This window comes from Streptomyces sp. R302 (genome assembly GCF_012927245.1).
GTDB lineage: Bacteria > Actinomycetota > Actinomycetes > Streptomycetales > Streptomycetaceae > Streptomyces.
This window is the reverse complement of sequence record NZ_JABBGE010000001.1, coordinates 561,332-587,414: the sequence shown is the minus strand read 5'-3', so window position 1 is coordinate 587,414 and position 26,083 is coordinate 561,332. Positions and strand designations below refer to the sequence as shown.

Sequence of the window (26,083 nt, the reverse complement as noted above, 5' to 3'; positions counted from 1 at the left end):
AACTACCTGCGCGACAACGGCGTACCGTACGGCAGCGGCCGTCAGATCGGACACGGCTGGAACAACTTCGACCGCATCATCGCCGCCGACGCGACCGGCGACGGATTCACCGACCTGGTAGCACTCAAGCCCGACGGCACCATGTGGCTCTACTCCAACAACTACCTGCGCGACAACGGCGTACCGTACGGCAGCGGCCGTCAGATCGGACACGGCTGGAACAACTTCGACCGCATCATCGCCGCCGACGCGACCGGCGACGGATTCACCGACCTGGTAGCACTCAGGCCGGATGGCACGATGTGGCTGTACGCCAACAACTACCTGCGCGACAACGGCGTACCGTACGGCAGCAACCGCCAGATCGGACACGGCTGGAACAACTTCAGCCGCATCATCGCCTGATCCGGAATCCACCGGGCGACAGCCGGCCCAGCGCCTGAAGGCTCCTGTGCCGTCGAGAGTGGCGTTTCGACGCCGCGACTCGACGGCACAGGGGTCTCGCTTGCCAGGGTGACCTACCTGACGAGGGTGACCCAGTAGGGGTCCGTGTCCTGCCATACGCGGTGGACCTGGAGCTTGGGCAGGCCGCAGCTACCGGACCCGAACCAGGCTTCCTTGATCCACACGTCCTGGCCGAGGTGGCCGGTCAGGTTGATGTACGACGCGGAAGTGGGGGAGCCGCTGGAGGTGTTGTAGGGCAGGCATCCTCGGAAGCTGTGGCCGCCGCCGTAGGAGCCGCTGTAGGTGATGTGGTGGGTGCGGCCGTTGTTGAGGAGCCGCTGGATCCGCATGGTCTGGTTGAACCCGGAGCCGGTCTGGTAGCGGGGGGTTTCCGCACTGGGGATGGACGTGTAGTAGTACACGCACACGTTCCCGGGCTTGCAGCCCCAGACGGTGCTGCTGCCCGCCTGAGCGGAGGACGTGAGGCCAAGGGCGAGGGTGGCGGCAGCCAGAGCAGTGCCTACGATGCTGCGCTTGCGCATGGCGAGGGGTGTTTCCTTTCGTGCGGCTCCCGGCGGAGCGCGAAGGGGTCTCAAGGTTCAGGGGCAGCAGCCTCGTACCGAGGACAGCCCACCGCTACCTGCAACGTTTCAGGTTCCCCCGTCTCCCCCACTGAGCAAGGGTGCCCTCATGAAACTCCGCAGACTCTTCTCGGCCTTGGCCGCCGGGGCCGGGCTGGCTCTGATCGCTTCGACCGGCACGGCCCGGATGGCACGTACTCCCTGAAGGACGTCGGCGGCGCCGGGCTGCGCAGCCTCATGTACCACGACGGAAAGCTTGTCGGGAAGGTCGAGTTCCACCCGTACGGCGAGAAGCTGTGGATCTACGACACGGCCAATGACGGGGACACCTTCCACGTCGACGTCCGGGTTCAGCGCACACCCGTCTCCAACGGGATGGATGCGCCAGGGCCTGATCCAGGACCACCGGACAGAGCTCCGGGACCGCCCAGCGGGCGGTTCCGGAGCTCTGTCCGTTCCCGGATGCCCCCACCTCCTCCGCACGCCGCATGCACACAGGTTCGAACCCGCTCGGCGATGTCACTACTCTTCGACTGATCGATCAACCGAGGGTCGGATCAGGGCAGGGGGAGCGGCTCATGCACAGCATCGTCGTCGTGCCACCACCGGGCACAGCACAGGACGAACGGTTCCGGCTCGCGCCGGGCGAACGTCTGCGGTTCGGACGGTCGGGCGACGCGGACGGCCGCGTCGAGGCTCCGGTCCCGTTCGAGTTCTCCCGCGTCGTGCTGCCCGGGCTGCGGCCCGCCCCTCACGAGACGGAGGCCGGACGCAGAACCAACGGCAGGTTCGACCTGGTCCGCGAGGACGACCTCGTGGTCCTCGCAGGGGCCCCCGCAAGGGCGTCCCGATGACCGGGCAGTCCGACAGCACGGATCCGGTCGCCATCCCCAAGGGTTACCGCATCGGCCCGTGGCAGGTCCGTGAAAGGCTGGCGTCCGGGGCCTTCGCCACGGTCTACGCGGCCCGCAGGACCTCTGGAGCCGCACCCGGCACGCCGGGGAAGACCGACGTTCCGCGCCAGGTGGCGCTGAAGATCCTGCCCACCGGCACCCGCACCCCGCGCCAGCTGCGCCACCTGCGCGAACTGGCCGAGCGCGAGGTCGACGTGCTCAAGCGACTCCGCACCCCTCGTCTGATCCGCATGTTCGACACGCTGACCATTGACGACGTGGATCATCCCGAGCTGGACGGCGCGACCGTCCTCGTCCTCGAACGGGCCGGGACGTCCCTGGCCACACTCCTGGAGCGGACCGCCGTCCCCGCCGCCGGCCCGGCCCTCCTCGCCCAGATCTGCGAAGGGCTGCACCAGCTCCACCACGCCGGCTGGGTGCACGGCGATCTGAAGCCCGCGAACGTGCTGCTGATGGACGACGGGTCGGTCAGGCTGGCCGACTTCAACATGGCCGCCGAGATGGAAGGGACACACGCCTACTCCCCCGCCTTCGCCACGCCCGACTACACCCCGCCCGAACTGCTGTGGCCCGAGCTCACCGAACGGGGCGCGCTGATCCGGCCGACCGCCGACATCTGGGCCTTCGGCGTCCTGGCCCACCAGGTGCTCACCGGCTGCCACCCGCTGCCCGGTACGACTCCCCAGGCACGCAGCGAGGCCGCGGAACGCTACGCCCGGGGTACGGAGGAACTGAGGCTGGCCCCTGAACTGCCGCCGCTCTGGCGAAAGATCATCACAACGTGTCTGGCCCGCGCCCAGAGCCGGCGGGGCACCGCGAAGGCGCTGCTCCGCGAAGTGGAGGAGGCCGCAGGCACCGCCCGATCCGCCCGCCTGCCACGCCTGCGCCCCGGCCTTGTCCGACGGCACCCGGCCGCCACGGCACTGCTCGCCGTCACCCTCCTCCTCACCACTGCGACAGCCTTCAGCGCTCATCGCCACGTCACGCGCCACGACGGCACGCCCGTCTACGCGGCCCTGCCCCGCGACAAGGCCTTCCCCACCGGGCCCGACGGGAAGGTCGTCTACGGCTACCACCGCTGCCCGGAGGACGCCCTCTGCTTCTTCAGCGGTCACAACGGCACCGGTGACCTGTGCGTCTGGCGCGGAGACGACCCCGACTGGCTGGCCGGCGAGGACATCTGCTCCTGGGCCGACAACAACCCCGTACGGTCGATCTTCAACAACATCGGCGGTGACCGCAGCGCCGTGGCCTACTTCCGGGGCGCCGACTACCAGCCCGCCGACGCCGACAGACGCCGACTGGCGCAACGTACCGGCTGCAGCCCCGAGAACAGCATGGGCAACCTGGCGGGAACCTACGCCCCCCGCTCGCACCGGCTGATCAAGAGCTGCTCCTCCTTCACGGCACTCAAGGACTTCTTCATTCCCTGGTGACGCGCGCGCCGGAGACCGCCGAGGCCCTGGCGCGTCTGCCCGGCAACTTTCCTTGATTCGGCCCAAGGCCCAGGTCAAGGCGCTTCGTCCGGCGGCTCGGCGTCGGCAGGAGCGGTGCCGGGGCCGGTGTCGGGGCCGGTGTCGGCCCGGGTGATCCGTACTTCGCCGATGGCGTCGCGATCGACGGCCGTGACATCGATGGTCCACCGGCCGACCGTGATACCCGTGCCAGGGGCGGGAAGACGCCCGAGCTCGTGCAGAACGAGGCCGGCGACGGTGGTGTACGGGCCGGATTCCGTCAGGTCGGCGGGATCGATTCCGAGGTCCGGAAGGTCATGGACGGGGAAGGAGCCGGGCACCAGCCACGAACCGTCCGGCTGAGGCGTCACGGCCTGGATGTCCTGGTCCGTCTCGTCGTAGATCTCTCCGACGATCTCTTCCAGCAGGTCCTCCAGGGTGACGATGCCCTCGACCGATCCGTGCTCGTCGGCGACCAGGGCGAACTGCTGTCTGTCGGCCTGAAAGCGGCGCAGCGCCTCGGTGATCTTCATGTATTCGGTGAAGACGGTGGCCGGGCGGGCCAGCGCACCCACCGCCGTCGCCCCATCGCTCGTGGTGAGGTCCTTGAGGTGGACCACGCCGACGACCTCCTCGTACCCGGCGGTCGCGAGGACGGGAGCCCTGGAGTGGCCCGAATGCGCGAGCTGCGTACGGGCCTGCGCGGCCGGAACCTCCGCGGGGAGGGTGAACACCGCCCGGCGGGGAACGAGCGCCGCGCGGAGCGTGCGTTCGTGGAGCTCCAGAGCGCTGGAGATGATGGTGCGCTGCTGCGGGGTGAGGCCCCGGTGGCTGACGACCATGTCGCGCAGTTCCTCGGGGGTGGGCGGCTCCTTGGCTGCCTTCGGGTCACCTCCCAGGATGCCGACGACCAGGTTCGTCGCGTGACCGAGGGCCCACAGGACGGGTCGGAAGGCCGTCGCCAGGATGTCCAGGGGCGAAGCGGCGATCAAGGACCAGCGCAGTGGGAACTGCATGGCCAGTCGCTTGGGAGCCAGCTCTCCGACGACGAGGGTGACGAAGGTGAGGACTGTGGTCAGCAGGGCCACGGCGAGGGGCTCGGCGGCCCGGCCGGCGAAGTCCAGCAAGGGCACCAGAGGCTTGGCGAGCGAGACCGCCGCGGTGGCGGAGGCGAGGAAGCCCGCCAGGGTGATGCCGATCTGGATCGTGGCGAGGTACCGGTTGGGGTCGGCTGCCAGCCGGACCAGGCGGGCGGCTGTACGCCCCTTCCGTCGTCGCAACCGACGCAGCTGGCTCTCGCGCAGGGAGATCAGGGCGATCTCCGTGCCCGCGAAGAGGGCGTTGAGCAGGATGAGGGCGGCGATGAGCACGAGGTCCCACCAGTGTCCGTTCACGGCCTTGCCCTCCGCTCCTGCCGCGCTGGGGTCGGCGCGGCCGTCTCCGCCGGTGACGGCACTGGCCGGTCCTCAGTCCTGACGCTGCTCAGAAGGCCCGTTTTCGCCATGCCGAGGAGGCAAGCCATGCTGTCACCCGGCTGATGTCGGAGCGGGTGACCACGCCGACGACCGTGTCGTCCGCCACGACCACGGCGCGATGGGCAGGGCTCTCCTCCAGGTCGTGCACCAGGCCCACCAGCGGATCCTCGGGGCTCGGCGTGGGGACCTCCTCGATCGGAACCATCACCGAGGCCACCGGAGTGTCGCGGCGGCCTTCCGGCACGCGCGCGGCGGCGTTCACGGTCACCAGACCCACGGGACGGTGGTCGGAGTCGACGACGGGAAAAGCTGCGTGGTGGAAGCGGAAGTCCGGCTCCGTGAGGAACTCCGCGACGGTGATCGAGGCGGGAACGGTCAGTGGGGCCCGCCCCATCACGTCTCCGACCGTGACCCCCTCCAGCAGTTCCTCCAGCTTCGCCTGTTCCACCTCAGCGGTCGCGACGGCGACGAGGAACCAGCCGATCACCACGAGCCACAGGCCGCTGAGCGCCACCCCGCGGATCGTCAGGTAGGCACCCAGGACGACCAGCGCCCAGCCGAGCGCCCGGCCCGCGCCCGTCGCCACGGCCGTCGCGCAGAGCCGGTTGCCGGTCCAGCGCCACACCGCCGCTCTCAGCAGCCGTCCGCCGTCGAGCGGAGCCGCGGGCAGGGCGTTGAAGACGGCCAGGAGGAGATTGACGCCGGCCAGCCACGCGAGCGCCTCGACCGGCAGCCCCGCACCGTACAAACCCCCGAAGAGGCCGGCGAGGAGACCGAACAGTACCCCCAGCAGCAGGCTGACCAGCGGCCCCACACCCGCGATGCGCGCCTCCGCGCCGGGAGAGGGCACCTCGCCCCGCAGCCGCGCCATGCCACCCAGGAGCCACAGGGTGATGTCCTTCACCACGACACCGTTTCGGCGGGCCACGACGGCGTGGCTGAGCTCATGAGCCAGCAGGCACAGCAGAAGGACCACTGCGGCGACAACCGCCGTGATGCCGTACTGCCAGCCGTGCAGATCCGGATGGGCGACGGACAGCCGGGCTGCCAGTCCCGTGCCGATCACCACGACGATGAGCAGGGCGCTCCAGTGCACCCCGACGCGCACGCCCGCCAACCTCCCGAGGGAGAACGTCGGCCTCACGGCAGTCACCTCCACCCCTCTGCCCTGCGGATCTCCACGACGACCCCGAAGCATGCGGCCCGTCCGTCCGTTCCGGGGTGTCCCGTTCGTTAATCGGCCGTCGTCTCGGGCAATCGCCTGGTATCCGGGCCGGTCCAGGGCAGTTCCCGGGACGCGATTCGGCAGGCCGTCGGTCTCGGGAACTCCCGCCGAGGCGCGGAGCCCCGTGAGTGAGCCGACCGGCCTACGGGCCGACGGTCGAAGGTGAGGCTGCCGCATGCTGGAGGTACCGATCTGGCTCTGGCTGGCGTTCGCGGCCACGGTGGTGGTGTCACTCGCCGTCGACCTGGTGGCCCATCGCGGTGAGCACGTCATCGGGTTCAAGGAGGCCGCGGCCTGGAGCGGACTGTGGATCGGTCTGGCTCTGGGCTTCGGGGGTGTGGTCTTCCTGGTCCTCGGCCCGACGGCGGGAACCGAGTACACGACCGCGTGGCTGCTGGAGAAGGGCCTGGCGGTGGACAACCTCTTCGTCTTCGCCGTGATCTTCGGCTACTTCAAGGTCCCCCGCGCCTATCAGCACCGCGTGCTGTTCCTCGGCGTCGTCGGCGCGCTCGTCTTCCGAGGCGTCTTCCTCTTCCTGGGCATCGCCGTGGTCAGCCGTTTCACAGCCGTCCTCTTCGTCTTCGCCGCGGTCCTGTTCTACAGCACCTACAAACTTCTCCAGGAGAAGGAGACGTTCGATCCGGGCAGGAACGCAGCCGTACGCGCCCTCAAGAAGGCGGTCCCGGTCCGCGACGATTACGTGGGCACGAAATTCTTCGTCAAGGAGGGAGGCCGACGCGCAGCCACCCCACTCCTGGTCGTGATCACGGCGATCGAGGCGGCCGACCTCGTCTTCGCCGTGGACAGTGTCCCGGCCGTCCTCGCCGTCAGCGACGACGCCTTCATCGTGTACACCAGCAACGCGTTCGCCATCCTGGGACTGCGAGCGCTGTATTTCCTGCTGGCCGACCTCCTGGGCCGATTCCGCTATCTCGACGTCGGTCTGGCGATCATCCTCTCGTTCATCGGCGTCAAGCTCGTCCTCCAGGCGTCCCATGAAATGATCACACCGGCGATTCCCGAGATCCCCGTCTACGTGAGCCTCACCCTCATCACGCTCATCCTCACCGCGTCGATCCTCCTCAGCCTGCTACGGCCGGGTGCCTCCGATCGTGCCCACGGCTCGGAAGCCGGAGAAGCAGGTCGCTCCGGTTCATCCGGGCCCTCGCGCGACCGGAGGCCGCACGACCCGCCCGCCGGCAGCTGAGCCGCCCGTCATCGCGCGGCGCCCGCACCGTCAGTCGTCCGTACCGACGCCCCGCACCACCGCCACCGGGCAGTGCGCGTGATGCAGCAGTGCCTGGCTGACCGAGCCCAGCAGCAGCCCCGTGAAACCGCCACGCCCTCGCGCACCGGCCACCACCAACTGGGCGGACCGGCTCGCCTCGATCAGGGTCTCCCGTGTACGGCCGCGCACCGACCGGAGTTCCACCTCCACGCCCGGATACCGGTCGCGGTGGCCGGCCAGCGCCTCGGACAGGAGGCGCTGCTCCGCCGCGGCGAGCGCACCGGGAGGGTTGGCGTTCGGCTCGGAGGCGTCCTGCGGTGGGGGCAGCGGCGCGTTCCAAGTGGTCCAGGCGTGCAGCGCCACCAGAGGCGCCTCGCGCAGAGCCGCCTCGGAGAAGGCGAAGTCCACCGCCTGCTCGCCGGCGGGCGAGCCGTCGACGCCCAGCAGGACGGGCCCGGACTCGACACCGCCTTCCCGTACGACCAGCACCGGACAGCTGCCGTGTGCCGCGAGGTGAACCGCCGTGGAGCCCACCAGCAGTCCGACGAACCCACCCCTGCCGCGCGACCCGACGACCACGAGGTCCGCGCCGCGCGACTCCTTCTCCAGCACCGTCAGCGGCTGGCCGGTCACCACGGCATGGGTGACCTCCACGTCAGGCGCGGTCGCCCTGGCTCGTGCCACCGACTCGGCCACCAGTTCTTCGACTCCTGCGCGAAGCCCTCCCTCCGGCCCGAGCAGCGACGAGTCCACCGGCGGGTGCATGGCCGGCCAGACGTACGCGTACACGACCCGCAGTCCCGCCCCGCGCCACCGGGCCTCCTGGGCAGCCTCCTCCACCGCGGCAAGACTCGACGGCGATCCATCTGCTCCGACGACGATCAGACCTGCCACGACACCTCCACGCTGCGGATGCCCCCGGTTCTCCCAGCTTCATCCGCACCGCGTCGAGTCGCCACCCGGCTCGGCGAACCCGTGCCGCCGCGGCGCCGGCAGCGTACGGACCGTGCTCGCGCGCCGCCCCCTGCCCGATCAGCCAGGGCCGTCCTCCGGTCGGCGCTCGCGTCGTGTTCCTCCGCTTCGTACAGGCGCCTGTAGACCCGGTCGCGCCGACGCGGAAGCACGGCCGCGAGTGCGGCCGCGCTCGGGGAAGCGAGTTCGCCGATGAGGAGAGCGACGGTGAAGCCGATGCGGGATCCTGCCGACGACCAGGCCTGCGAAGACACCGAGGGGTTCCGGGGTGGGGGGGACGGCGATTCCGGCCGACAAGGGGTGCGCAGGATCAAGCCCATGACGACTCCGGCGACGGTCGCGTGGACGCGGCCGGCAGCGCCGCGGTGGCCGGGGTGCGTAGTGCACCGGTCACGAGTTCGCGCTTCAACTCGATGCCCGCGACAAGGAAGAAGACCGCGAGGAGACCGTCAGCGGTCCGACGCACGATGGAGAGGTCCGGTCCGGGGGCGGGAATGCCGAAGTGGACGTCCCGCAGGGACTCGTAGGCCGCGCTCCACGGACTGCCGGCCCCTACGGGCGCGGCGACCACGGCGACGAGCAGGATGACGCCGCCGACAGTCTCCGTGCGCAGGGCCTCGGCGACCGCCTGACGCTCGGGCCCCGACCCGCTGAAGGGGTTCGGCGAGCTGATCCTGGGTGGCCTACATGCCGACGGGCTGCGGCGGGCACAATCCCTACAGGCAGCCCGCCGCAGCAGTGGAGGGTCACCATGAGCCACCCTTCGGACGACCGGAGCGACCTGGCCGCGATCGAGCGTGCCCTCACCCGGGACGATCCCGCGCTCGCCGCCACGATGGACACGCTCAACCAGCAGTTTCCCGAGCAGTCGGCCACGCGCGCGAGCAAGCCGACGGGGCGCCGTGACCGACGCGTGGTGATGGCCTTCGTGCTCGGCGCCATCGCACTCCTGGCACTGCTGATCACCGGCCTCCTGACCGACTCGCCCTCCCCGGGGGACGAGGAGCCCGGCGTACGCCCAGCGGCGCTCGCGGTGGCCGCCGCCGCCCCCTACCTGACGCCGTGACCGGGGGTGGTCTCCGCGACATCGAGCCCACCGTGTCACCGCGGCAGGAAGGGGTAGTCGCCCCGTACCCGACGGATGGATGGCTTGCTCCGGCTGGGGAGGTGTCGTGAGTTCACACGGAGACGACCGGACAGTGGCGGTCATGGAGGCCGGTCTCCGCCGGGACGCGCCTGTACGGTGCGGGCGCCTCGACCGCCTCGGCGCGAGACTTGATCCGCGCCTGGCCGCGCGGCGACGGCACCTGATCGCCTGGCTGGTCGGCGGGCTGCTGTCCGCCGCCGTGCGGCTCGTGGCGTACGCGAAGTTCCTGGCGCCTGCGGAGCGGGGCGATCCCGCGCCACCGGCGCGGTCGGCGGCGGTCGTCGCTGTCGCGGGTTCCCGCAGCACGAACCATGGCCTCCGACGTAGGGGCGTCCGCAGGCTGACGTGGAAAGGGGTGCGCCATGGAGTGGTGGGCGTGGCTGGTGATTGCCATCGTGATCGTGATCGTGATCGGGGTGTCGACACTCGTGACCCAGGCAAGACGTCGACGCGGTGGGGTGATCGCCGACGAGCATCACCTGCCCGGGGACGGTGACGAGCCATGAACGCCCTCCTCATCCGAGCCGGTGATGTGGTGGGCCGTCCGGTCCTGACGCTGCACGGTGATGCGATCGCCCAGGTCAAGGACGTGGTCGTCGATCCCGAAACCGGTCGGATCCGGGCCTTCACGCTCAGCGGACGGGGGCTGCTGTCCGGGCCGCTGAAGGAGGCGATTCCTTGGAGCGCCGTCCACGCCCTCGGCCGGGACGCCGTGATGGTCGCCGATCGGAACGCGCTGCGGGAGGGGGCCGACAGGGTGGCCGGCGCCGGGGGCGGCGCCAACGTGCTGGGAAGGCGCGTACTCACGCACGAAGGCGAGGATGTCGGCAAGGTCACCGATGTCGTACTCGACGTGACGGCCGATGAGGCCAGGCTGGTCGGGTACGAGGTGCGGCTCGACCGCCACGGTGAGAAGGGGACCATCCTTGTGCCGGTCTCCGCCCCGGTCGTGGTCTCGGCGGACAACGTGCTGGTGCCCGCCGCCGCCATGCGCTCCCGGTCCGCTGATCTGGCGGAGTTCCGGGAGGCCGCGGGGGCTTTGCCTGAGGAGGAGAAGGGCGATGCTGAGCAGTGACCTGGCCGGACGTCAGGTAGTACTGGTGAGCACCGGCGAGACGCTGGGGAAGGTGACCGGACTCCTTCTGAGTCCGGCGCCCGCCCGCGTGCAGGCGCTCCGGATCCGCACCGGTGCCCATCTGATGAGCGTGCCGTGGGGCGCGGTGCAGGCCTGCGGGCCGGACGCGGTGATGGTCCGCCGTGCACCCGACGCCGATGAGCGCGTCTCCGGCGGTGACGCGGAGGCCCCTCCGGGCGACGCGGTGGGGAAGTCCCTGATGACGGACCGGGGCGACCGGCTCGGGGAGGTCCGTGACGTCGAGTTCGATCCTGCGGACGGGAGCCTGGTCACGCTGCTGACAGCCGGTGACACGTTCGACGGGGCACGGCTGGTCGGGGTGGGCGACTTCGCGGCTGTGATCACCGGCGATGCGGTGGACGACGCGGATCCGGCGGGCTGACACCGCGCCGACGGCAACCGGCCGCAGGCGGGAGCGCCACGCCGGGTGGAGGTCGTTCGCGGCTCGTGCCGTCGGTCTGGTCGCGGTATCGGTCTTCTCCGTGTGGCTCGCGGTACGTCTCACGCCACCGCAGCAGGTCTCCGTCGGTGGGCAGAGTGTCCGGCTCTCGGTCACGGGACCGTGGGCCGACTGGACCGGGCCCGGGACGCTCGTGCTGTTCGGCCAGGACATGCCCACCGCCGTGACCTTCCACGGTCCGCTGCGGCCCCGCCTGACGCTGACCGAGATCAGGTTCGGGCGCGAGCTGGACGAGCTCGCGCGGGAACCGGACGGCTCCGTCGCCGAGGTGGGACGCCGGCTCGCGGAGGGCTGGTTCCGGTACGCCCTGTGGCAGACGGTCATCGCCGCCGGCATCGCTCTCGCGATCCTGGTGGCCGTGGCCGTGCTCAGGCGTCTGACCGTCCGATCGGCCGTCACGCTCGCCTGCGCCGGCCTGGTCGTGGTGAGCGGTCTCAGCACGACCGGATACCTGGTGCTCGCCAACGACACCCCGAAGGTGCTGCGCTCGGTCGACTCGCTGGAGAACCTGGTCGGCCGCGGTCCCCCGGCCCGCCTGCCGCCGCCCGAGGGGCCCGTCGCCCAGGACGTCCGCCTGGTCGTCCTCGGCGACTCGACGGCCGCCGGATCCGGGAACGGGCCCCTGGCGGACGCCACGGCCCAGGACCGCGCGTGCCGACGCAGCGCGGACGCGTTCTCCGAGTACCTGGAGCGCCTGCACGGCCGCCGCGTGCTCAGCCTCGCCTGCGCGGGAGCGACGATCAGGGACGGCCTCCTTGGCGCCCGTACCGTCGGCGGAGTGACGGTCCCGCCGCAGCTGTCCGAGCTGCGGCGAGCTCCCGAGGCATCGGCGGTCACCGTCAGTGTCGGCGCCAACGACGTCCGATGGGCCGCACTCACGCGGCTGTGCACCACGCAGCCACGGTGCGGGGACCGCGCCACGGACACGTTCTTCGACGCACAGCTCGCCCGCTTCTCCCTGGACTACCGAGAGCTGCTGCGCCACCTCGCCGCCCTCCCCGGGTCCCCGCGCGTCGTCGTCACCGAGTACTACGACCCCTTCGGTGAGCAGGCGGACTGCCTCAGCGAGGAAGGCATCACCCCGGACAAAGCGCGCGTGCTCCGCTCGTACCTCGCGGAGCTGAACGCCGTACTGCGGGAAGGCGCCGAAGCCGCCGGCTTCTCCACGGCCCGTCCCGACTTCGCGGGCCACGGCCTGTGCACCGGCCACCCGTACGTGAGGGGACCCGCCGAGCAGGCCCCGCTCCACCCCACGGCAACCGGACAGCTGGCGATCGCCCTCGCCGTGCAGCGCGCCCTGCTCGAATCGCCGCCCGCTCCGGCCGGCACGCGCTGAGCCCCTGGGCGGATGGCCCTCACCGTCGCGGGTAGGCGCCGGACGTACGCGGAGGCCGGACGGGACGCCGGAGCGAAGCCGCGAGGAGGCACTGATGGAGTGCTTCGAGTGCCGGGCGGGGAACGACAAGGCCGTCGCCGCGGTGGCGGTGTGCTGCGACTGCGGCGCGGGGCTGTGCGGGGACCATGTGAGATTCGCACCTCGCGAGGTGCACCACGAGTCGGGCCTGGGCAGGACCACGGGACGCCTGCCGGGCCGAACCGCTCTGTGTCCGGTGTGCGACGGGGCGGAGCACAGTACGTGACCCGACGGCCGCGCGGGTTCGGGCCGCCCGGCGAAGACGCCCGGCGAAGAGAGGAGACCGGTGCACTGCGGACTCTTCGGAGGGCTTCTCGCACGGGTGGCGCTCCTGGTCATGACGGCCGCGCCGGCCCTGCTGCCCGGGTGGGGATCGGGCGCCGCGGCCGAGCGGCCTTCGGTGCTCGTGGCGCGGGTGGACGGGGCGATCACACCGGTGATCGCCGAGCACCTCGCCGACGGACTGCGGGAGGCGGAACGCGACGACCGGGCCGCGTTCCTGGTGGAGCTGGACACTCCGGGCGGGCTCCTGGAGTCCACGCGCCACATCGTGCGGGACTTCCTCGGTGCCGACGTGCCCGTCGTCGTGTACGTGACGCCCTCCGGCGCCCGCGCGGCCTCGGCGGGGGCGTACCTCACCCTGTCCGCGCACGTCGCCTCGATGGCCCCCGGAACGCACATCGGCGCCGGCACTCCGGTGAACGCGGAGGGCGAGAAGGCCGGTGACAAGGTGGTCGACGATGCCGCCGCGTTCGCGGTGTCGATCGCGGAGCAGCGCGGTCGCGACACCGCCTTCGCCGAGCGCATGGTCCGCGACGGCACCTCGGTCACCGACCGCGAAGCCCTGAGTCTGGGAGTGGTGGACGTGGTCGCACCCGACCGGGCGGCCTTGCTCGACGCGATCGACGGCCGCACGGTCACCCTCGACGGCGACCGACACGTCGTCCTGCGAACGGCCGGTGCCGAGACCGTCCCCCACGAGCTCGGCTTCTTCGGCGAGCTCCGCCAGACCCTGGCCAGCCCGGAGCTGGCGTTCCTGTTCCTGTCCCTGGGCACGCTCGCGGTGGTCTACGAGTTCGCGACGCCGGGCATGGGGCTGGCCGGCACCGCCGGAGTCATCCTCCTCGTCCTCGGATTCGTCGCGCTCAGCGTCCTGCCGTTCCAGGCCGGTGGGCTGCTCCTGCTCCTGCTGGCGGCCGTCCTGTTCCTCGCGGAGCTGTTCACTCCGGGCATCGGCGTGTTCGCCGCCGGTGGCACAGCCGCCCTGGTCATGGCCGGCGTACTGCTGTTCCGCGGCGAGCTGGCCGTGGACCCGCTGGTCCTGTGGCCGACGGCGCTGGTCGTCGGCGCCGGCAGCGTGCTGGCCGGCAGGCTCGCCTGGCGGGCACGCCGGGCACCTGCCGCAACCGGGATCCAGACGCTGGTGGACGCCGAGACACAGGTGCGCCATGCCGGCGGAGACACCGGGCAGGTCTTCCTGGACGGAGCGTGGTGGGCGGTACGGTCCGCCTCCGGGCGGCCCCTCACCGAAGGCGGGCGGGTCCGGGTCACGAGCCAGGACGGACTGGTCCTCATCGTCGAGCCCCTCCCCGAGGAGGAGTCATGAACGCCGGAACCATCGGACTCATCGCCGCGGCGGTCGTCGTCGTTCTGCTGGCGATGGCAGCCATCAAGATCGTGCCCGAGTACGAGCGCGGAGTGATCTTCCGTCTCGGCCGACTCATCGGGGCGAAGGGGCCCGGCCTGTTCCTCATCATCCCGGTCGTCGACCGGATGTTCCGCGTGTCACTGCGGACGGTCACCATGGACATCCCGCCGCAAGACGTGATCACCAAGGACAACGTGACCGTCCGGGTCAACGCGGTCACGTACTTCAACGTCACCGATCCCAACAAGTCGGTGGTCGCGATCGAGGACCACATCAAGGGCACCTCCGAGGTCGCCCAGACCACCCTGCGCAGCATCCTCGGCCAGGTCGACCTGGACGAGCTCCTCATCAACCGCGACGAGATCAATCAGCGCCTCCAGCAGATCATCGACGATCTCACCAACCCCTGGGGCGTGAAGGTCACCCTCGTCGAGGTCAAGGACGTCGAACTCCCCGAAGGCATGCGCCGCGCCATGGCCCGCCAGGCCGAGTCCGAACGCGACCGGCGCGCCAAGGTCATCCACGCCAAGGGCGAGTACGAGGCCGCCGAAACCCTCAGCGCCGCCGCCGGACGCCTGGAGGAGCACCCCGCCTCCCTCCAGCTCCGCGTCCTGTCCACCATGGCGGAGATGTCCGGCGACCGCAGCACCACGGTGTTCTTCCCGTTCCCGCTGGAGTTCCTCCGGCTCGCCGAGGCACTCGCCCCCGCCGCGAACGGCGAGTCCGCGGGGGCGCCCCGCCGGAACGGCCTGCAGAAGTCGCAGGAGCGCCCGTGACGAACGGCGGCACCCGCCCCGGCCGCCCTGGACCGCCCACCGGGGCGGACACCCCGCGTCCGGCGCCGAAGTGGCACAGCGGGTTCCGCTGCGCCCCGTACCGCGGACCGCCGGAGAGCCGAGCCATCCACCTGGCTGATGAGGTGTCGGCAGTTCCGCCCGTCGGCGGACGTATGAGCCTTCGGCGTCCTGGCGCACACCGTCCTCACCGGCACCTTCCCGCTCCCGGGCAGCACCACGGAGGCCCGCTGCGACGCGGTGGCGCGTTACGCGCGCGGCGCCGAGGAGCTCCGGCTCTCCCCCGAACTCCCGGAAGCCTGGCGGGAGATCGTCCGGGACTGCCTGGCCGCCACTCACGCCGAACGCCCCACTGCACAGGAGCTGCTGCGCCGCACTCGTCGGCGCGCTCGTGGCGGCGGCCCTGCTGAGCGCCACGACCGCGGCCCACGCACTCCGGGACGAGCCCCCGGCCACCGCGGGCGAGAACAGCACCTGGGACTTCACCATCAAGCGCGGCGACGGCGGCAGCCAGGTCCGTGAACTCCCGTGCCTGCTGCGGTACCTGCACGGCGTCACCGAAGTCGGCGAGGTGGACGGCGACTTCGGCCCCATGACGCACGGAGCCGTCCTCACCTTCCAGAAGCGGGCGGGCCTGGACGCGGACGGAACGGTCGGCCCGGCGACATGGGACGCGCTGCGCACGGCGGAGGATGTCCGACGCCTTGCGCCGACGGCTAACTGCAGGTGCGGTAGTTGTATCCCGCCTGCCGCCAGGTGCCGTCGGCGTCCTTGAAGAGGTACTTTCCTTCGGTGTTGCGGCGCACGGGGAAGGTGTGGCTGCGACCTCGATACTCCAGATAGAGCGTCTCTCCCCGGCCGGTGCTGCCGCCCGTCTTGACGAGGTTGTCGTCCGCCCTGCCGAAGGTCTTGGGACCGACATAGCTGTCCGCCGTCAGGCCCCAGCGCCTCTGCAGGTTGAAGGTGGCACTGGACGTCTCGGGCCCGAAGCTCCCGTTGATCCAGCCTTCATAGAACGGGTGCTCGGGATCCCCGCCGGCACCTTCGGCCCACAGAACCCTCTGCCACAGGCATGTGGCGTTGGAATTCTTGTACTGACTGACCAACATCGACACCGTCCCCTCGTCGCCCCAGTCGCCGACGTAGGTGTCGTAGCCCCGCACCCACCCGTCGGACGTGGCCGCCGAGGCCGGCGAAGCCCCCAGCCCCAGCGTGGCCGCCAGCGCGGCGCCTACGACGGCGGCGGCCGCCCGAAAACGCTTCCCGCACACGTTCATGTGGTCCCCTCCTGTTGCGCTTACCGCCCAAAGGATTCCCCGAAGCGACGCCGGAGGGACCCTGCAACCTTCGAGGTTCCCCATGCCCACGTCATGGGTGACGGTCTGGCGGCGGGGTGTCGTGGCGCCCTTCCGGTCTCGGAACGAACCCAACGGGGGACATATCGCATGGAAGATCCCAATGTGCTCGCGGCCCAGCAATGGGTGAACGCGACCTACGACGGCGTGGCCGCCGGGTACGTCCGCTGTGCCCAGGACGGCAGCACCGGATGGCAGACGGTCCTCAGCCTCACCCAGGGCCTCCAGCACGAGCTGGGCATCTCCCCGACCGTACGGAACTTCGGTCCGGGCACGTTCAGCGCCCTTGAGGCACGCGGCGGTATCCGTTCCTCCGAGTCCAACGCCAACATCGTCCGCATCGTCAACTACGCCCTGTGGTGCAAGGGGTACCCCGGCGCTTCACCGGCAAGTCAATGGACCTCGACGACCACCGACTCGATGAACGACCTGATCGGTGACGCCGGGCTGTCCTCGGCCGCCACCATGTCCAACATCCCCACCAGGCTCCTTGTGCAGTTCATCAAGGCACTCCTGCGGATGGACCAGTTCCGGCGTGTCCCCGGCGGCACCACCGAGATCCGGTCGTTCCAGCAGCATCTCAACCTGAACTACGTGTACGGCGAGGACATCACCACCATGGACCTCAGTCCATGCGACGGCTTCTACTCGCGTGATGTGCAGCAGGCCGTGATGAAGGCCCTCCAGTTCGAGATCGGCATCCCCCGCTCGGAGATCGGCGGGTACTTCGGCGCGAACACCAAGGCGAAGCTCAAGGAGCTGCCCACCCTGAGCGTGGGCAGCAGCGGGGACCTGGTCCATCTGTTCACGGCCCTGTGCGTGTTCAACTCGCCGATCGTAGAGGGCGAGGGCGTGACCACGACGGCGATCCGCCGCGAGTACATCGACAAGACGGAGAGCTTCGTCCGGGCCTTCCAGAAGTTCAGCCAGATCCATGTGACCGGCAAGTCGGACTTCGACACCTGGGCGCAGCTCCTGGTCTCCACCGGCAACGAGTTCCGCGAGACCACCGCGTGCGACGAGGCGGAACCGCTCACCTTCGTCCGCGCGCAGGCGCTCAGCCGCGCCGGGTTCCAGATCGTGGGCCGCTACCTCGACGAACACCTCCCCCCTGAGCATGAGGACTACCTGGGGAAGGCGCTCACCAGTGCCGAGCTGGGCGACATCCTCCGCGGCGGCCTGAAGGTGTACCCGATCTTCCAGTGGAACGCCAAGTACGACTGGAACTTCACGTACGACAAGGGCTTCGAGCAAGGCGACGTGGCCGAGAAGAGGGCGCGGGAGTTCGGGTTCGGCCGCGGCACCTGCATCTATTTCGCCGTGGACTTCGACGCCACCGCGGCGGACATGGACGTGGTCATCGACTACTTCCGCGGCGTACGCGCGGCCTTGGGCCGGACGAACCGCTACACCTACGGCGTCTACGGCTCCCGGAACGTGTGCAGCGCGGTCACCCGCCGCGTCGGAGCCACCTGGTCGTTCGTCTCCGGCCTGTCCTGGGGGTTCTCCGGCAACCTCGGCTACCCGCTGCCCGCGAACTGGTCGTTCAACCAGATCCGCAACGGCACGTTCAGCTACGGCAGCGGAAGTTTCGGCGAAGCCTGGGAGATCGACCGGAACGTGTGGCGCCGCTTCTCCGACCCTGGAACGTCCGTGCTCAATCCCGCCCGCTCCCCCGCACAGGACTTCATCGACCTCGTCCAGCGCCTGTTCACGGAGGCTCTGAAGTACAACCCGGCAGTCGAACCGTACCGCCTCATCTGCATGTTCTTCCGGCAGGAGAAGTACGCCAACCTCGCCTGGAACACGATCCTGGAGTCGGGAATCGACGAGGGCTGGATCGATCACTTGGCGAGGCAGGGGATCACCCTCGCCGGCAAGAAGCACTTCACCGATCCGGTGACCGGGGCCCCCACCGGTACGGAGCACCTGATGGCGACCCTGGAGATGTGCCTGAGGTCTCCGGGGACCGCCGACCGCGTGACGCTGGGGGACATGGGCGGCTGGGCCGGTGACCTCGCGTCGTTCTACGCAGGATGGCGGACGGTCAAGGAGCAGTACCCGAACCCCATGCTGTACGCCCAGGACTACCTGGGACGGCGTGACACCGTATCCAAGTTCGCGAACGACGACTGGGTCCAGGACGCCGACGCGTTCAACATCATGCGGCTCATCAGGACGGAGGAGATCAATCTCCCCACAGCGTTCGCCCGTTACTACGGCACCGACAGTCCGGCGGCCGGCGACCGGGTCTGCCAGCGGCGCTACACGCAGTTCTTCAGGGATCGTTTCAGCAGCGACATCGCGAGAGCGCAGTCCCTCGCCAGGAACATGCTCCTCGGCGTGGACTCGGACCTCGAAGTGCGAGGGGGCTCCTGGTTCTTGAGCGGTGGCTGGAGCCTCGGCGCGGAGGACCGTCCGGCCAACATCGCCTCGAACCTGCTGGCCAGCTTCGTCCTCGCCTACGCGTTCGAGCTCGCGGAGCGCGTCGACGCCGAGAAGGGCATATGACATGACACTGACACGACGATCCGTCCTCCTCTCCGCCGGCGCCCTGGGCGCGGGCGCCGCGCTGGGCGGCGTGCTCACCGGGTCCGCGGTCGCGGCCGACGGCACGTGGAGCGCGCGGCGCAGCGACAACGGCTGGGTCATCGACCCGGATGCCATCGACTCGTTCCGCATCGAGGGCTCCCCCGCCACCGTGCGTCTGCACCGTGAGGCGTCGGCGGTGCTGCTGCATGTCGCGAGACGCTGGCACTACGAGGTGGTGCCGCTGCACAGTTCCAAGGACGTCCTGGGGCACCGCAGCGACCGCGCCGTTCGGGCCGCGTACGAGTCGAACCACCTCTCCGGCAGTGCGATCGCGCTGCTCGGGGCGGGTGACGGCCTGTGGCCGCATCAGGAGGCGGTGGTCCGCGACATCCTGGCCGACTGCGGTGGTGTGGTGCGCTGGGGTGCGGACCTCTCGCCCGCCGCCGCGGGTCATTTCCAGATCGACGTCGGACCGGACGCGAAGGCCTTCACGCGGCTCACGAGGGCCTTCCGCGGCCGCGCCGTGCACCACGACGGCCCGCGTCCCGGCGCGGTGGAGGACCCGGCCTCACCGGAGCGCCGCGCGAAGGCCCGCCGTCTGGCCAGGGCTCAGAGCAAGAACTGACGACTGTCGTCCTGCGCTCAAGCCGATGGAAGCTCGGCCTCGGTCTTCTCGCCGCCGGTGCGGTCGGCGGTACTGATCGCCTGCCCCGGCACAGGCACGAAAAGCCCCGGGAGACGATTCCACTTCTTCGGTACCAGAACGCCGGACGGGCAGGCAGCACTCGGCGGCGTCCACCCGGGCACGGTTGACGGCACCTTCGGCTCCCTGTCCCGCGCCGCCGCGATCCGATGAGCGGGCCCAGGCACGCGTGGCCTGGGCCCGGTACACCCCACCACCCGACCCGCAAGGAGCGCAGATATTCGGCGTGATGTGCGGCGTGTCACACGCAGGAGTTGTGGGGTCGCCGTGGGAACATCGACGCGGTTCCACACCCACGCTCCACCCAAAACCGCAGGTCAAGAAGGTACGACCCCTGTGACACAAGCCGGGGGCGCCCGTTCCGCCGCACTGATGCGAGGCGATCGCTGCACGCGGAAACACCCCTCCAGGGGCGTTTCCGCACGTCAGAACGTTTTTCTTCGGTGGGGCGGGTGGGACTCGAACCCACGGCCGACGGATTATGAGTCCGCTGCTCTAACCGGCTGAGCTACCGCCCCCGGGCGACGCGCGTACAAGTGTGCGCGCCGTCTGCCGCAGCATAGCCGCTCATACGATCTCCTGCTTCGGATGATCGGCACGATCGGTGCTGCTCGACCATGAAGACCGCGTGCGGGGGCGGATGGTTCCCGGAAACGCGAAAGAGGACCCCTGAGGGTCCTCTTTCGCTCTGCTCCCCCGACTGGACTCGAACCAGTAACCCTCCGGTTAACAGCCGAATGCTCTGCCAATTGAGCTACAGGGGATCGCGCTCCCCCGACTGGACTCGAACCAGTAACCTGCCGGTTAACAGCCGGCTGCTCTGCCAATTGAGCTACAGGGGATTGCTGCGGTTGCACCGAACGGTCCTGCCCGGGGTCTCCCGGGCGGCGGGCGCTCGCTGCGAGACATACATTAGCGCAAGCAGGGGGGTGCTCCGCCAATCGGTATCCCCGGGACAGTCCCGGGGCATCCCCAGGACCCTCCAGGGAAGGATCGCAGCGTGCGGTACAAGCTGACGTTCGTCGCGGGTCTCGCGCTCGGTTACGTGATCGGTACGCGCGCGGGACGCGAGAAGTACGAGCAGATGAAGAAGGCCGCCAAGGACTTCGCGCGCAGCCCCGCCGTGCGGAACGCGGCGGAGACCGCCGCCCACACCGGCCGCCAGTACGCGGGGAAGGCCGCGCACGTCGTCGGCGACAAGGTGGGCGACCACCTGCCGCCCGCCGTCACCGACCGGGTGTCCGCCCTGCGCGGCCGCGCCCACCCCGACGGGCGGTTCGGCGAGGACGACGACTGGGGCACCAGCAACACCTGAGCCGGAACCGGCCCGCGTGATGCAGAATCGGGTGTCATGGGGATAGTCGCCGGACTCGACAGCTCTTCGGACGCCACGCGCATCGTGGTCTGTGACACGGACACCGGGGCCGTACTGCGGCAGGGGCACGCCCCGCACCCGGTCGACGCCAAGGCCACCGACGTCGATCCGCAGACCTGGCTGCTCTCGCTCGGGGAGGCCGCGACCGGCGGGCTCCTCGAAGGCGTGGAGGCCATCGGCGTCTGCGCGCAGGCCCACGGCGTCGTCCCGCTGGACGCGCAGGGCGGGCTCGTGCGGCCCGCACTCGTCGGCAACGACAAGCGGGCCCAGGTCGCCGCCGCCGACCTCGTCGAGGCCCTCGGCGGGCGCGAGGCCTGGGGCGAGGCCGTCGGCGGCGTCCCCCAGTCCGGCCTCCCCGTCGCCAAGCTCCGCTGGCTCGCCCGGAACGAACCCGAGCACGCCGCCCGGATCGCCGCCGTCCTCCAGCCGCACGACTGGCTGGTCTGGCAGCTCCTCGGCCGCCCGGCCCGCCGCACCACCGACCGGGGCGCCGCCTCCGGCACCGGCTACTGGTCCGCCCGCACCGGCGCCTACCGCCCCGACCTCGTCGAGCTCGCGCTCGGACACGGCGTCGCGCTGCCCGAGGTGCTCGGGCCCGCGGAGCCCGCCGGGACCACGCCCGAGGGGCTGCTGATCTCCGCCGGCACCGGCGAGACCATGGCCGCCGCCTTCGGGCTCGGGCTCGGCGCCGGCGACGCCGTCGTCTCCCTCGGCGCCTCCGGCTCCGTCATGGCCGTGCACCACGAGGCCCTCGACCGGCCGGGCGCCGCCGTCACCTCGTACGCCGACGCCACCGGCATGCACCTGCCGGTCGTCTCCGTCAGCAACGCCGTCCGCACCCTGCGCGGCACCGCCGAGATGCTCGGCGCCGAGTCGCTGGAGGAACTCTCCGCGCTCGCCCTGAAGTCCACCCCTGGCTCCTCCGGCCTGGTGCTCCTCCCCTACCTGGAGGGCGAGCGGGTCCCGCACCTGCCGCACGCCGCCGGCACCCTCACCGGGCTGCGCCGCGAGGCGATGAAGCCCGAGCACCTGGCACGGGCCGCCTTCGAGGGCATGCTGTGCGGGCTCGCCGACGCCCTGGACGTGGTGCGCGGCCGCGGGGTCGAGGTCCGGCGGATCTTCCTGCTCGGCGCCACGGCCGCGCTGCCCGCCGTGCAGGCCTTGGCGCCCGCGCTGTTCGGCACCCAGGTCGTCGTCCCCCAGCCGGCCGACTACGCGGCGCTCGGCGCCGCCAAGCAGGCCGCCTGGGCGCTCGGCGTCGCCCGCGGCACGCTCTCGCCGTCCGCTCCCCCGGCCTGGCAGGGCGCCGCCGCGCAGGTCCTGGAGCCGGGCGAGGAGCTGGCGGTCGGACAGGCGGTGCGCCAGCAGTACGTGGCGACGCGGGAGCAGATCCACCCGGGGGCCTTCGGCGGCTGACAGGCCTAAACCAGTCGTAACGCCCGGCGCCCTCGGGCGATAGTGGGAACCGTGCTCATAAGACTTCTCCGAACCCACCTGCGGCCCTATCGAAAACCCATCGCCCTGCTCGTCCTGCTCCAGTTCCTGGCGACCTGCGCGAGCCTCTACCTGCCCACCCTGAACGCCGACATCATCGACGAGGGCGTCGTCAACGGGGACACCGGCTACATCCTGCGCTTCGGCGCGCTGATGATCGGCGTCTCGGTCGTCCAGGTGGTGTGCAACATCGGGGCCGTGTACTACGGCGCGCGGACCGCCTCCGCGGTCGGCCGTGACCTGCGCGGCGCCGTCTACGACCGGGTGCAGTCCTTCTCGGCCCGCGAGCTGGGGCAGTTCGGCGCGCCCTCGCTGATCACCCGGACGACCAACGACGTCCAGCAGGTCCAGATGCTGGTCCTGATGGCCTTCACCCTGATGGTCTCCGCGCCCATCATGTGCGTCGGCGGCATCGTGATGGCCCTCGGCCAGGACGTGCCGCTCTCCGGCGTGCTGCTCGCCGTGGTGCCGGTGCTCGGCATCTCGGTCACGCTGATCGTGAAGAGGATGCGGCCGCTGTTCCGGACCATGCAGGAGCGGCTCGACACGGTGAACCGGGTGCTGCGCGAGCAGATCACCGGCAACCGCGTCATCCGCGCCTTCGTGAAGGACGGGTACGAGGAGGAGCGTTTCCGCGGTGCCAACGGCGAGCTGACAAGTGTGTCGCTCTCCACCGGCCGGCTGATGGCGCTGATGTTCCCGACCGTGATGACGGTCGTGAACGTGTCCAGCGTGGCCGTGGTCTGGTTCGGCGCGCACCGCATCGACAGCGGCGGGATGGAGATCGGCGCGCTGACCGCCTTCCTCGCCTATCTGATGCAGATCGTGATGGCGGTCATGATGGCCACCTTCATGTTCATGATGGTGCCGCGCGCCGAGGTCTGTGCCGAGCGCATCGAGGAGGTCCTCGGGACCTCGTCCAGCGTGGTGCCGCCGGCCGCGCCGGTCACCACCCTCGACCGGCGCGGGCACCTGGAGGTCAGGGCGGCGGACTTCCGCTACCCGGGCGCCGAGGAGTCCGTGCTCCAGGACGTGGAACTGGTGGCCCGCCCCGGCGAGACCACCGCCGTCATCGGCTCGACCGGCTCCGGCAAGTCGACGCTGCTCGGCCTGGTGCCGCGGCTCTTCGACGTGACCGGCGGCGAGGTCCTCGTCGACGGGGTGGACGTGCGGAAGCTGGACCCGGCGCTGATGGCGCGGACGGTCGGGCTCGTCCCGCAGAAGCCGTACCTGTTCTCCGGGACGGTGGCGTCGAACCTGCGGTACGGCAATCCCGACGCGACCGACGAGGAGCTGTGGCACGCCCTGGAGGTGGCCCAGGCCGCCGACTTCGTGCGGAAGCTCGAACGCGGTCTGGACGCGCCGGTGGCGCAGGGCGGCACCAATGTGTCGGGCGGTCAGCGGCAGCGGCTCGCGATCGCGCGGACGCTGGTGCAGCGGCCGGAGATCTACCTCTTCGACGACTCGTTCTCCGCGCTCGACTACGAGACGGACGCCCGGCTGCGGGCGGCGCTCGCCGACGAGACCTCGGACGCGACCGTGGTGATCGTCGCCCAGCGGGTGTCGACCATCCGGGACGCCGACCGGATCGTGGTCCTCGACGAGGGCCGGGTCGTCGGCACCGGCCGCCACCACGAGCTGATGGCGGCGAACGAGACGTACCGGGAGATCGTGCTCTCCCAGCTGACCGAGGCGGAGGCAGCCTGATGGCCGGTCCTGGCGGACGCATGATGGCCGGGGGCGCCCCGGGTGAGCGGTCGATGGACTTCAAGGGTTCGTCGAAGCGGCTGCTGAAGCAGCTCGCGCCGGAGCGGACCGCGCTCTGGGTGATGCTGCTGGCCGGCGTGCTGTCGGTGGCGGGCGCGGTCGTCGGCCCCAAGATCCTCGGCCGGGCGACGGACCTGGTCTTCGCGGGCGTGGTCGGGCGGCGGATGCCCGAGGGCGTGACGAAGGCGCAGGCCCTGGCGAAGCTGCGGGCCGACGGTGACGGCGGGATGGCCGACATGCTGTCCGGGGTCGACTTCACGCCCGGGCGCGGCATCGACTTCGGCGCGGTCGGCGAGGTGCTGCTGCTCGCGCTGGCGGTGTACGTGGCGGCGGGCCTGCTGATGCTGGTCTCCACCCGGATGTCGATCAGGGTGATCAACCGCACCGTGTACCGGATGCGGGAGGACGTCCAGACGAAGCTGTCGCGGCTGCCGCTGTCGTACTTCGACAAGGCGAAGCGCGGCGAGGTGCTGTCGCGGGCGACCAACGACCTCGACAACGTCGGGCAGACGCTGCAGCAGTCGATGGGCCAGCTCATCAACTCGCTGCTCACCATCGTCGGCGTGCTGGCGATGATGTTCTGGATCTCGCCGCTGCTCGCCCTGGTCGCGCTGGTCACCGTGCCGGTGTCGGTGGTGGTCGCGGCGCGGATCGGCAAGCGCTCGCAGCCGCACTTCGTGCAGCAGTGGAAGTCGACGGGCGCGCTCAACGCGCACGTGGAGGAGATGTACACCGGGCACACCCTGGTGAAGGTCTTCGGCCGGCAGGACGAGGCCGCGAAGGACTTCCGCGAGCAGAACGAGGCGCTGTACGAGGCCGGGTTCAAGGCGCAGTTCAACAGCGGCATGATGCAGCCGGTGATGTTCTTCGTCTCGAACATCAACTACGTCCTGGTGGCCGTGGTCGGCGGTCTGCGGGTGGCGAGCGGCACGCTCTCCATCGGTGACGTGCAGGCCTTCATCCAGTACTCGCGCCAGTTCTCGATGCCGCTGACGCAGGTGGCGTCGATGGCGAACCTGGTGCAGTCGGGCGTCGCCTCGGCGGAGCGGATCTTCGAGCTGCTCGACGCCGAGGAGCAGGCGCCGGACGCGCCCGCCGCCGAGGAGGAGCGCGACTTCAAGGGCAAGGTCGCCCTGGAGCACGTCTCCTTCCGCTACGAGGCCGACAAGCCGCTCATCGAGGACCTGTCGCTCACCGTGGAACCCGGCCAGACGGTCGCGATCGTCGGCCCCACGGGCGCCGGCAAGACCACCCTGGTCAACCTCCTCATGCGGTTCTACGAGGTGACCGGCGGCCGGATCACGCTGGACGGCACGGACATCGCGTCGATGTCCCGGGAGGAGCTGCGGGCCGGGATCGGCATGGTCCTCCAGGACACCTGGCTCTTCGGCGGGACGATCGCCGACAACATCGCGTACGGCGCCACCCGCGAGGTGACCCGGGCGGAGGTCGAGGAGGCCGCGCGGGCGGCCCACGCCGACCGCTTCGTCCGCACCCTGCCGGAGGGCTACGACACGGTCGTCGACGACGAGGGCGCGGGCGTCAGCGCGGGCGAGAAGCAGCTGATCACCATCGCCCGGGCGTTCCTGTCGGACCCGGTGATCCTGGTCCTCGACGAGGCGACGAGCTCGGTGGACACCCGTACCGAGGTGCTGATCCAGAAGGCGATGGCCCGGCTGGCCCAGGGCCGTACCTCCTTCGTGATCGCGCACCGGCTCTCCACCATCCGGGACGCGGACGTGATCCTGGTGATGGAGAACGGCTCGATCGTGGAGCAGGGCAGCCACGAGGAGCTGCTCGCGGCGGGCGGCGCCTACGCCCGGCTGTACGCGGCGCAGTTCGCGGAGGCGGTCGTCGAGGTCGACTGACCCGGACGATCGACCGCGCGGTGACCCGTGCCGCATCGTGTGCGTCACGGGTCACACGACCGAGAGTTCCTGGGTGCCGTCGGTCACCCTGCGGGTCG

Annotated in this window: 22 protein-coding genes, 3 tRNA genes and 2 pseudogenes; 18 read left to right on the top strand and 9 right to left on the bottom strand. The window is 70.6% G+C overall.

Annotation, left to right across the window (positions count from 1 at the left end; all coding sequences use genetic code 11):
• Nucleotides 1–405, top strand: a 405-nt coding sequence (locus tag HHL19_RS02625; RefSeq protein WP_206324482.1) for an FG-GAP-like repeat-containing protein, incomplete at its 5' end; no start/stop codon positions are given.
• Between the two features lie 113 nt (nt 406–518).
• Here the strand turns inward: HHL19_RS02625 and HHL19_RS02620 are convergent.
• The gene (locus HHL19_RS02620; RefSeq protein ID WP_169085096.1) at nt 519–986 is read right to left on the bottom strand and encodes a hypothetical protein; all 468 of its coding nucleotides are present in this window, start codon (nt 984–986) and stop codon (nt 519–521) included.
• A 617-nt stretch (nt 987–1,603) separates the two neighbouring features.
• Between HHL19_RS02620 and HHL19_RS02615 the strand changes: the two genes are divergently transcribed.
• Together HHL19_RS02615 and HHL19_RS02610 are read left to right on the top strand one after the other, a co-directional pair.
• Nucleotides 1,604–1,879, top strand: coding sequence for a hypothetical protein (locus HHL19_RS02615; protein ID WP_169085094.1), 276 nt, complete (start codon nt 1,604–1,606; stop codon nt 1,877–1,879).
• Complete coding sequence (locus tag HHL19_RS02610) at nt 1,876–3,375, top strand: serine/threonine-protein kinase (protein ID WP_169085092.1); 1,500 nt, start codon at nt 1,876–1,878, stop codon at nt 3,373–3,375. The genes HHL19_RS02615 and HHL19_RS02610 overlap by 4 nt, the downstream gene beginning before the upstream one ends.
• Before the next feature lie 74 nt (nt 3,376–3,449).
• Here the strand turns inward: HHL19_RS02610 and HHL19_RS38405 are convergent, their stop codons facing one another.
• Both HHL19_RS38405 and HHL19_RS02600 read right to left on the bottom strand, forming a co-directional pair.
• Nucleotides 3,450–4,787 (bottom strand): hemolysin family protein, encoded by a 1,338-nt coding sequence (locus HHL19_RS38405; RefSeq protein ID WP_169085090.1) that lies wholly within the window; start codon nt 4,785–4,787, stop codon nt 3,450–3,452.
• 88 nt (nt 4,788–4,875) lie between these two features.
• On the bottom strand, nt 4,876–5,976 hold the full coding sequence (locus tag HHL19_RS02600; protein WP_169085088.1) for a site-2 protease family protein: 1,101 nt from the start codon (nt 5,974–5,976) through the stop codon (nt 4,876–4,878).
• Between the two features lie 292 nt (nt 5,977–6,268).
• Here HHL19_RS02600 and HHL19_RS02595 point away from each other — a divergent pair, with 292 nt between their 5' ends.
• A complete protein-coding gene (locus HHL19_RS02595) occupies nt 6,269–7,300 on the top strand; it encodes a TerC family protein (protein ID WP_169085086.1) in 1,032 nt (343 codons plus the stop codon).
• Nucleotides 7,301–7,330: 30 nt separating this feature from the next.
• On the opposite strand, the gene HHL19_RS02590 is transcribed toward HHL19_RS02595, so the two are convergent.
• Entirely contained in the window at nt 7,331–8,215 is an 885-nt protein-coding gene (locus tag HHL19_RS02590) for a universal stress protein (protein WP_169085084.1), read from the bottom strand.
• 430 nt (nt 8,216–8,645) lie between these two features.
• Nucleotides 8,646–8,966, bottom strand: a pseudogene (locus HHL19_RS38400) (Na+/H+ antiporter NhaA); the annotation flags it as partial.
• Between the two features lie 78 nt (nt 8,967–9,044).
• Between HHL19_RS38400 and HHL19_RS02580 the strand changes: the two are divergent.
• The 8 genes and pseudogenes from HHL19_RS02580 to HHL19_RS36730 form a co-directional block, all read left to right on the top strand.
• On the top strand, nt 9,045–9,359 hold the full coding sequence (locus tag HHL19_RS02580) for a DUF3040 domain-containing protein (protein WP_169085082.1): 315 nt from the start codon (nt 9,045–9,047) through the stop codon (nt 9,357–9,359).
• A 443-nt stretch (nt 9,360–9,802) separates the two neighbouring features.
• Nucleotides 9,803–9,946, top strand: a complete 144-nt coding sequence (locus HHL19_RS02575; RefSeq protein ID WP_169085080.1) for a hypothetical protein — start codon at nt 9,803–9,805, stop codon at nt 9,944–9,946.
• Nucleotides 9,943–10,515: a PRC-barrel domain-containing protein gene (locus HHL19_RS02570; protein ID WP_169085078.1), complete on the top strand. Its 573-nt coding sequence runs from the start codon at nt 9,943–9,945 to the stop codon at nt 10,513–10,515. The genes HHL19_RS02575 and HHL19_RS02570 overlap by 4 nt, the downstream gene beginning before the upstream one ends.
• Entirely contained in the window at nt 10,502–10,957 is a 456-nt protein-coding gene (locus HHL19_RS02565) for a PRC-barrel domain-containing protein (protein ID WP_169085076.1), read from the top strand. Before HHL19_RS02570 ends, HHL19_RS02565 begins: the two co-directional genes overlap by 14 nt.
• A 229-nt stretch (nt 10,958–11,186) precedes the next feature.
• Nucleotides 11,187–12,371 (top strand): SGNH/GDSL hydrolase family protein, encoded by a 1,185-nt coding sequence (locus tag HHL19_RS02560; protein ID WP_240981380.1) that lies wholly within the window; start codon nt 11,187–11,189, stop codon nt 12,369–12,371.
• Between the two features lie 415 nt (nt 12,372–12,786).
• Nucleotides 12,787–14,055 carry a nodulation protein NfeD gene (locus HHL19_RS02555; protein WP_169085072.1) on the top strand — a complete coding sequence of 423 codons (1,269 nt, stop codon included), beginning with the start codon at nt 12,787–12,789 and terminating at the stop codon, nt 14,053–14,055.
• A complete protein-coding gene (locus HHL19_RS02550) occupies nt 14,052–14,873 on the top strand; it encodes a slipin family protein (protein WP_169085070.1) in 822 nt (273 codons plus the stop codon). The genes HHL19_RS02555 and HHL19_RS02550 overlap by 4 nt, the downstream gene beginning before the upstream one ends.
• A gap of 150 nt (nt 14,874–15,023) precedes the next feature.
• Nucleotides 15,024–15,666: pseudogene (locus HHL19_RS36730) on the top strand (peptidoglycan-binding protein); the annotation flags it as partial.
• On the opposite strand, the gene HHL19_RS02540 reads toward HHL19_RS36730, so the two are convergent.
• Nucleotides 15,608–16,168 carry a Tat pathway signal protein gene (locus HHL19_RS02540; protein ID WP_169085068.1) on the bottom strand — a complete coding sequence of 187 codons (561 nt, stop codon included), beginning with the start codon at nt 16,166–16,168 and terminating at the stop codon, nt 15,608–15,610. The pseudogene HHL19_RS36730 and the gene HHL19_RS02540 overlap by 59 nt on opposite strands.
• A 168-nt stretch (nt 16,169–16,336) precedes the next feature.
• Here HHL19_RS02540 and HHL19_RS02535 point away from each other — a divergent pair, with 168 nt between their 5' ends.
• Both HHL19_RS02535 and HHL19_RS02530 read left to right on the top strand, forming a co-directional pair.
• A complete protein-coding gene (locus tag HHL19_RS02535; RefSeq protein WP_206324481.1) occupies nt 16,337–18,757 on the top strand; it encodes a glycoside hydrolase domain-containing protein in 2,421 nt (806 codons plus the stop codon).
• A 1-nt stretch (nt 18,758) separates the two neighbouring features.
• Nucleotides 18,759–19,403: a hypothetical protein gene (locus tag HHL19_RS02530; protein ID WP_169085066.1), complete on the top strand. Its 645-nt coding sequence runs from the start codon at nt 18,759–18,761 to the stop codon at nt 19,401–19,403.
• A 522-nt stretch (nt 19,404–19,925) separates the two neighbouring features.
• On the opposite strand, the gene HHL19_RS02525 is transcribed toward HHL19_RS02530, so the two are convergent.
• From HHL19_RS02525 to HHL19_RS02515, 3 genes are all read right to left on the bottom strand, one after another.
• Nucleotides 19,926–19,999, bottom strand: a tRNA-Ile gene (locus HHL19_RS02525).
• 173 nt (nt 20,000–20,172) lie between these two features.
• A tRNA-Asn gene (locus tag HHL19_RS02520) sits at nt 20,173–20,245 on the bottom strand.
• A gap of 5 nt (nt 20,246–20,250) precedes the next feature.
• Nucleotides 20,251–20,323, bottom strand: a tRNA-Asn gene (locus HHL19_RS02515).
• A 158-nt stretch (nt 20,324–20,481) separates the two neighbouring features.
• On the opposite strand from HHL19_RS02515, the gene HHL19_RS02510 reads away from it, so the two are divergent.
• The 4 genes from HHL19_RS02510 to HHL19_RS02495 are packed head-to-tail and all read left to right on the top strand — an operon-like array spanning nt 20,482 to nt 25,985.
• Nucleotides 20,482–20,796, top strand: a complete 315-nt coding sequence (locus HHL19_RS02510) for a YtxH domain-containing protein (RefSeq protein WP_169085064.1) — start codon at nt 20,482–20,484, stop codon at nt 20,794–20,796.
• A 36-nt stretch (nt 20,797–20,832) separates the two neighbouring features.
• The gene (locus tag HHL19_RS02505) at nt 20,833–22,272 is read left to right on the top strand and encodes an FGGY family carbohydrate kinase (protein WP_169085062.1); all 1,440 of its coding nucleotides are present in this window, start codon (nt 20,833–20,835) and stop codon (nt 22,270–22,272) included.
• A gap of 51 nt (nt 22,273–22,323) precedes the next feature.
• Nucleotides 22,324–24,057: an ABC transporter ATP-binding protein gene (locus HHL19_RS02500; RefSeq protein WP_169085060.1), complete on the top strand. Its 1,734-nt coding sequence runs from the start codon at nt 22,324–22,326 to the stop codon at nt 24,055–24,057.
• The gene (locus HHL19_RS02495) at nt 24,057–25,985 is read left to right on the top strand and encodes an ABC transporter ATP-binding protein (RefSeq protein WP_169085058.1); all 1,929 of its coding nucleotides are present in this window, start codon (nt 24,057–24,059) and stop codon (nt 25,983–25,985) included. The genes HHL19_RS02500 and HHL19_RS02495 overlap by 1 nt, the downstream gene beginning before the upstream one ends.
• Nucleotides 25,986–26,083: the final 98 nt, after the last annotated feature.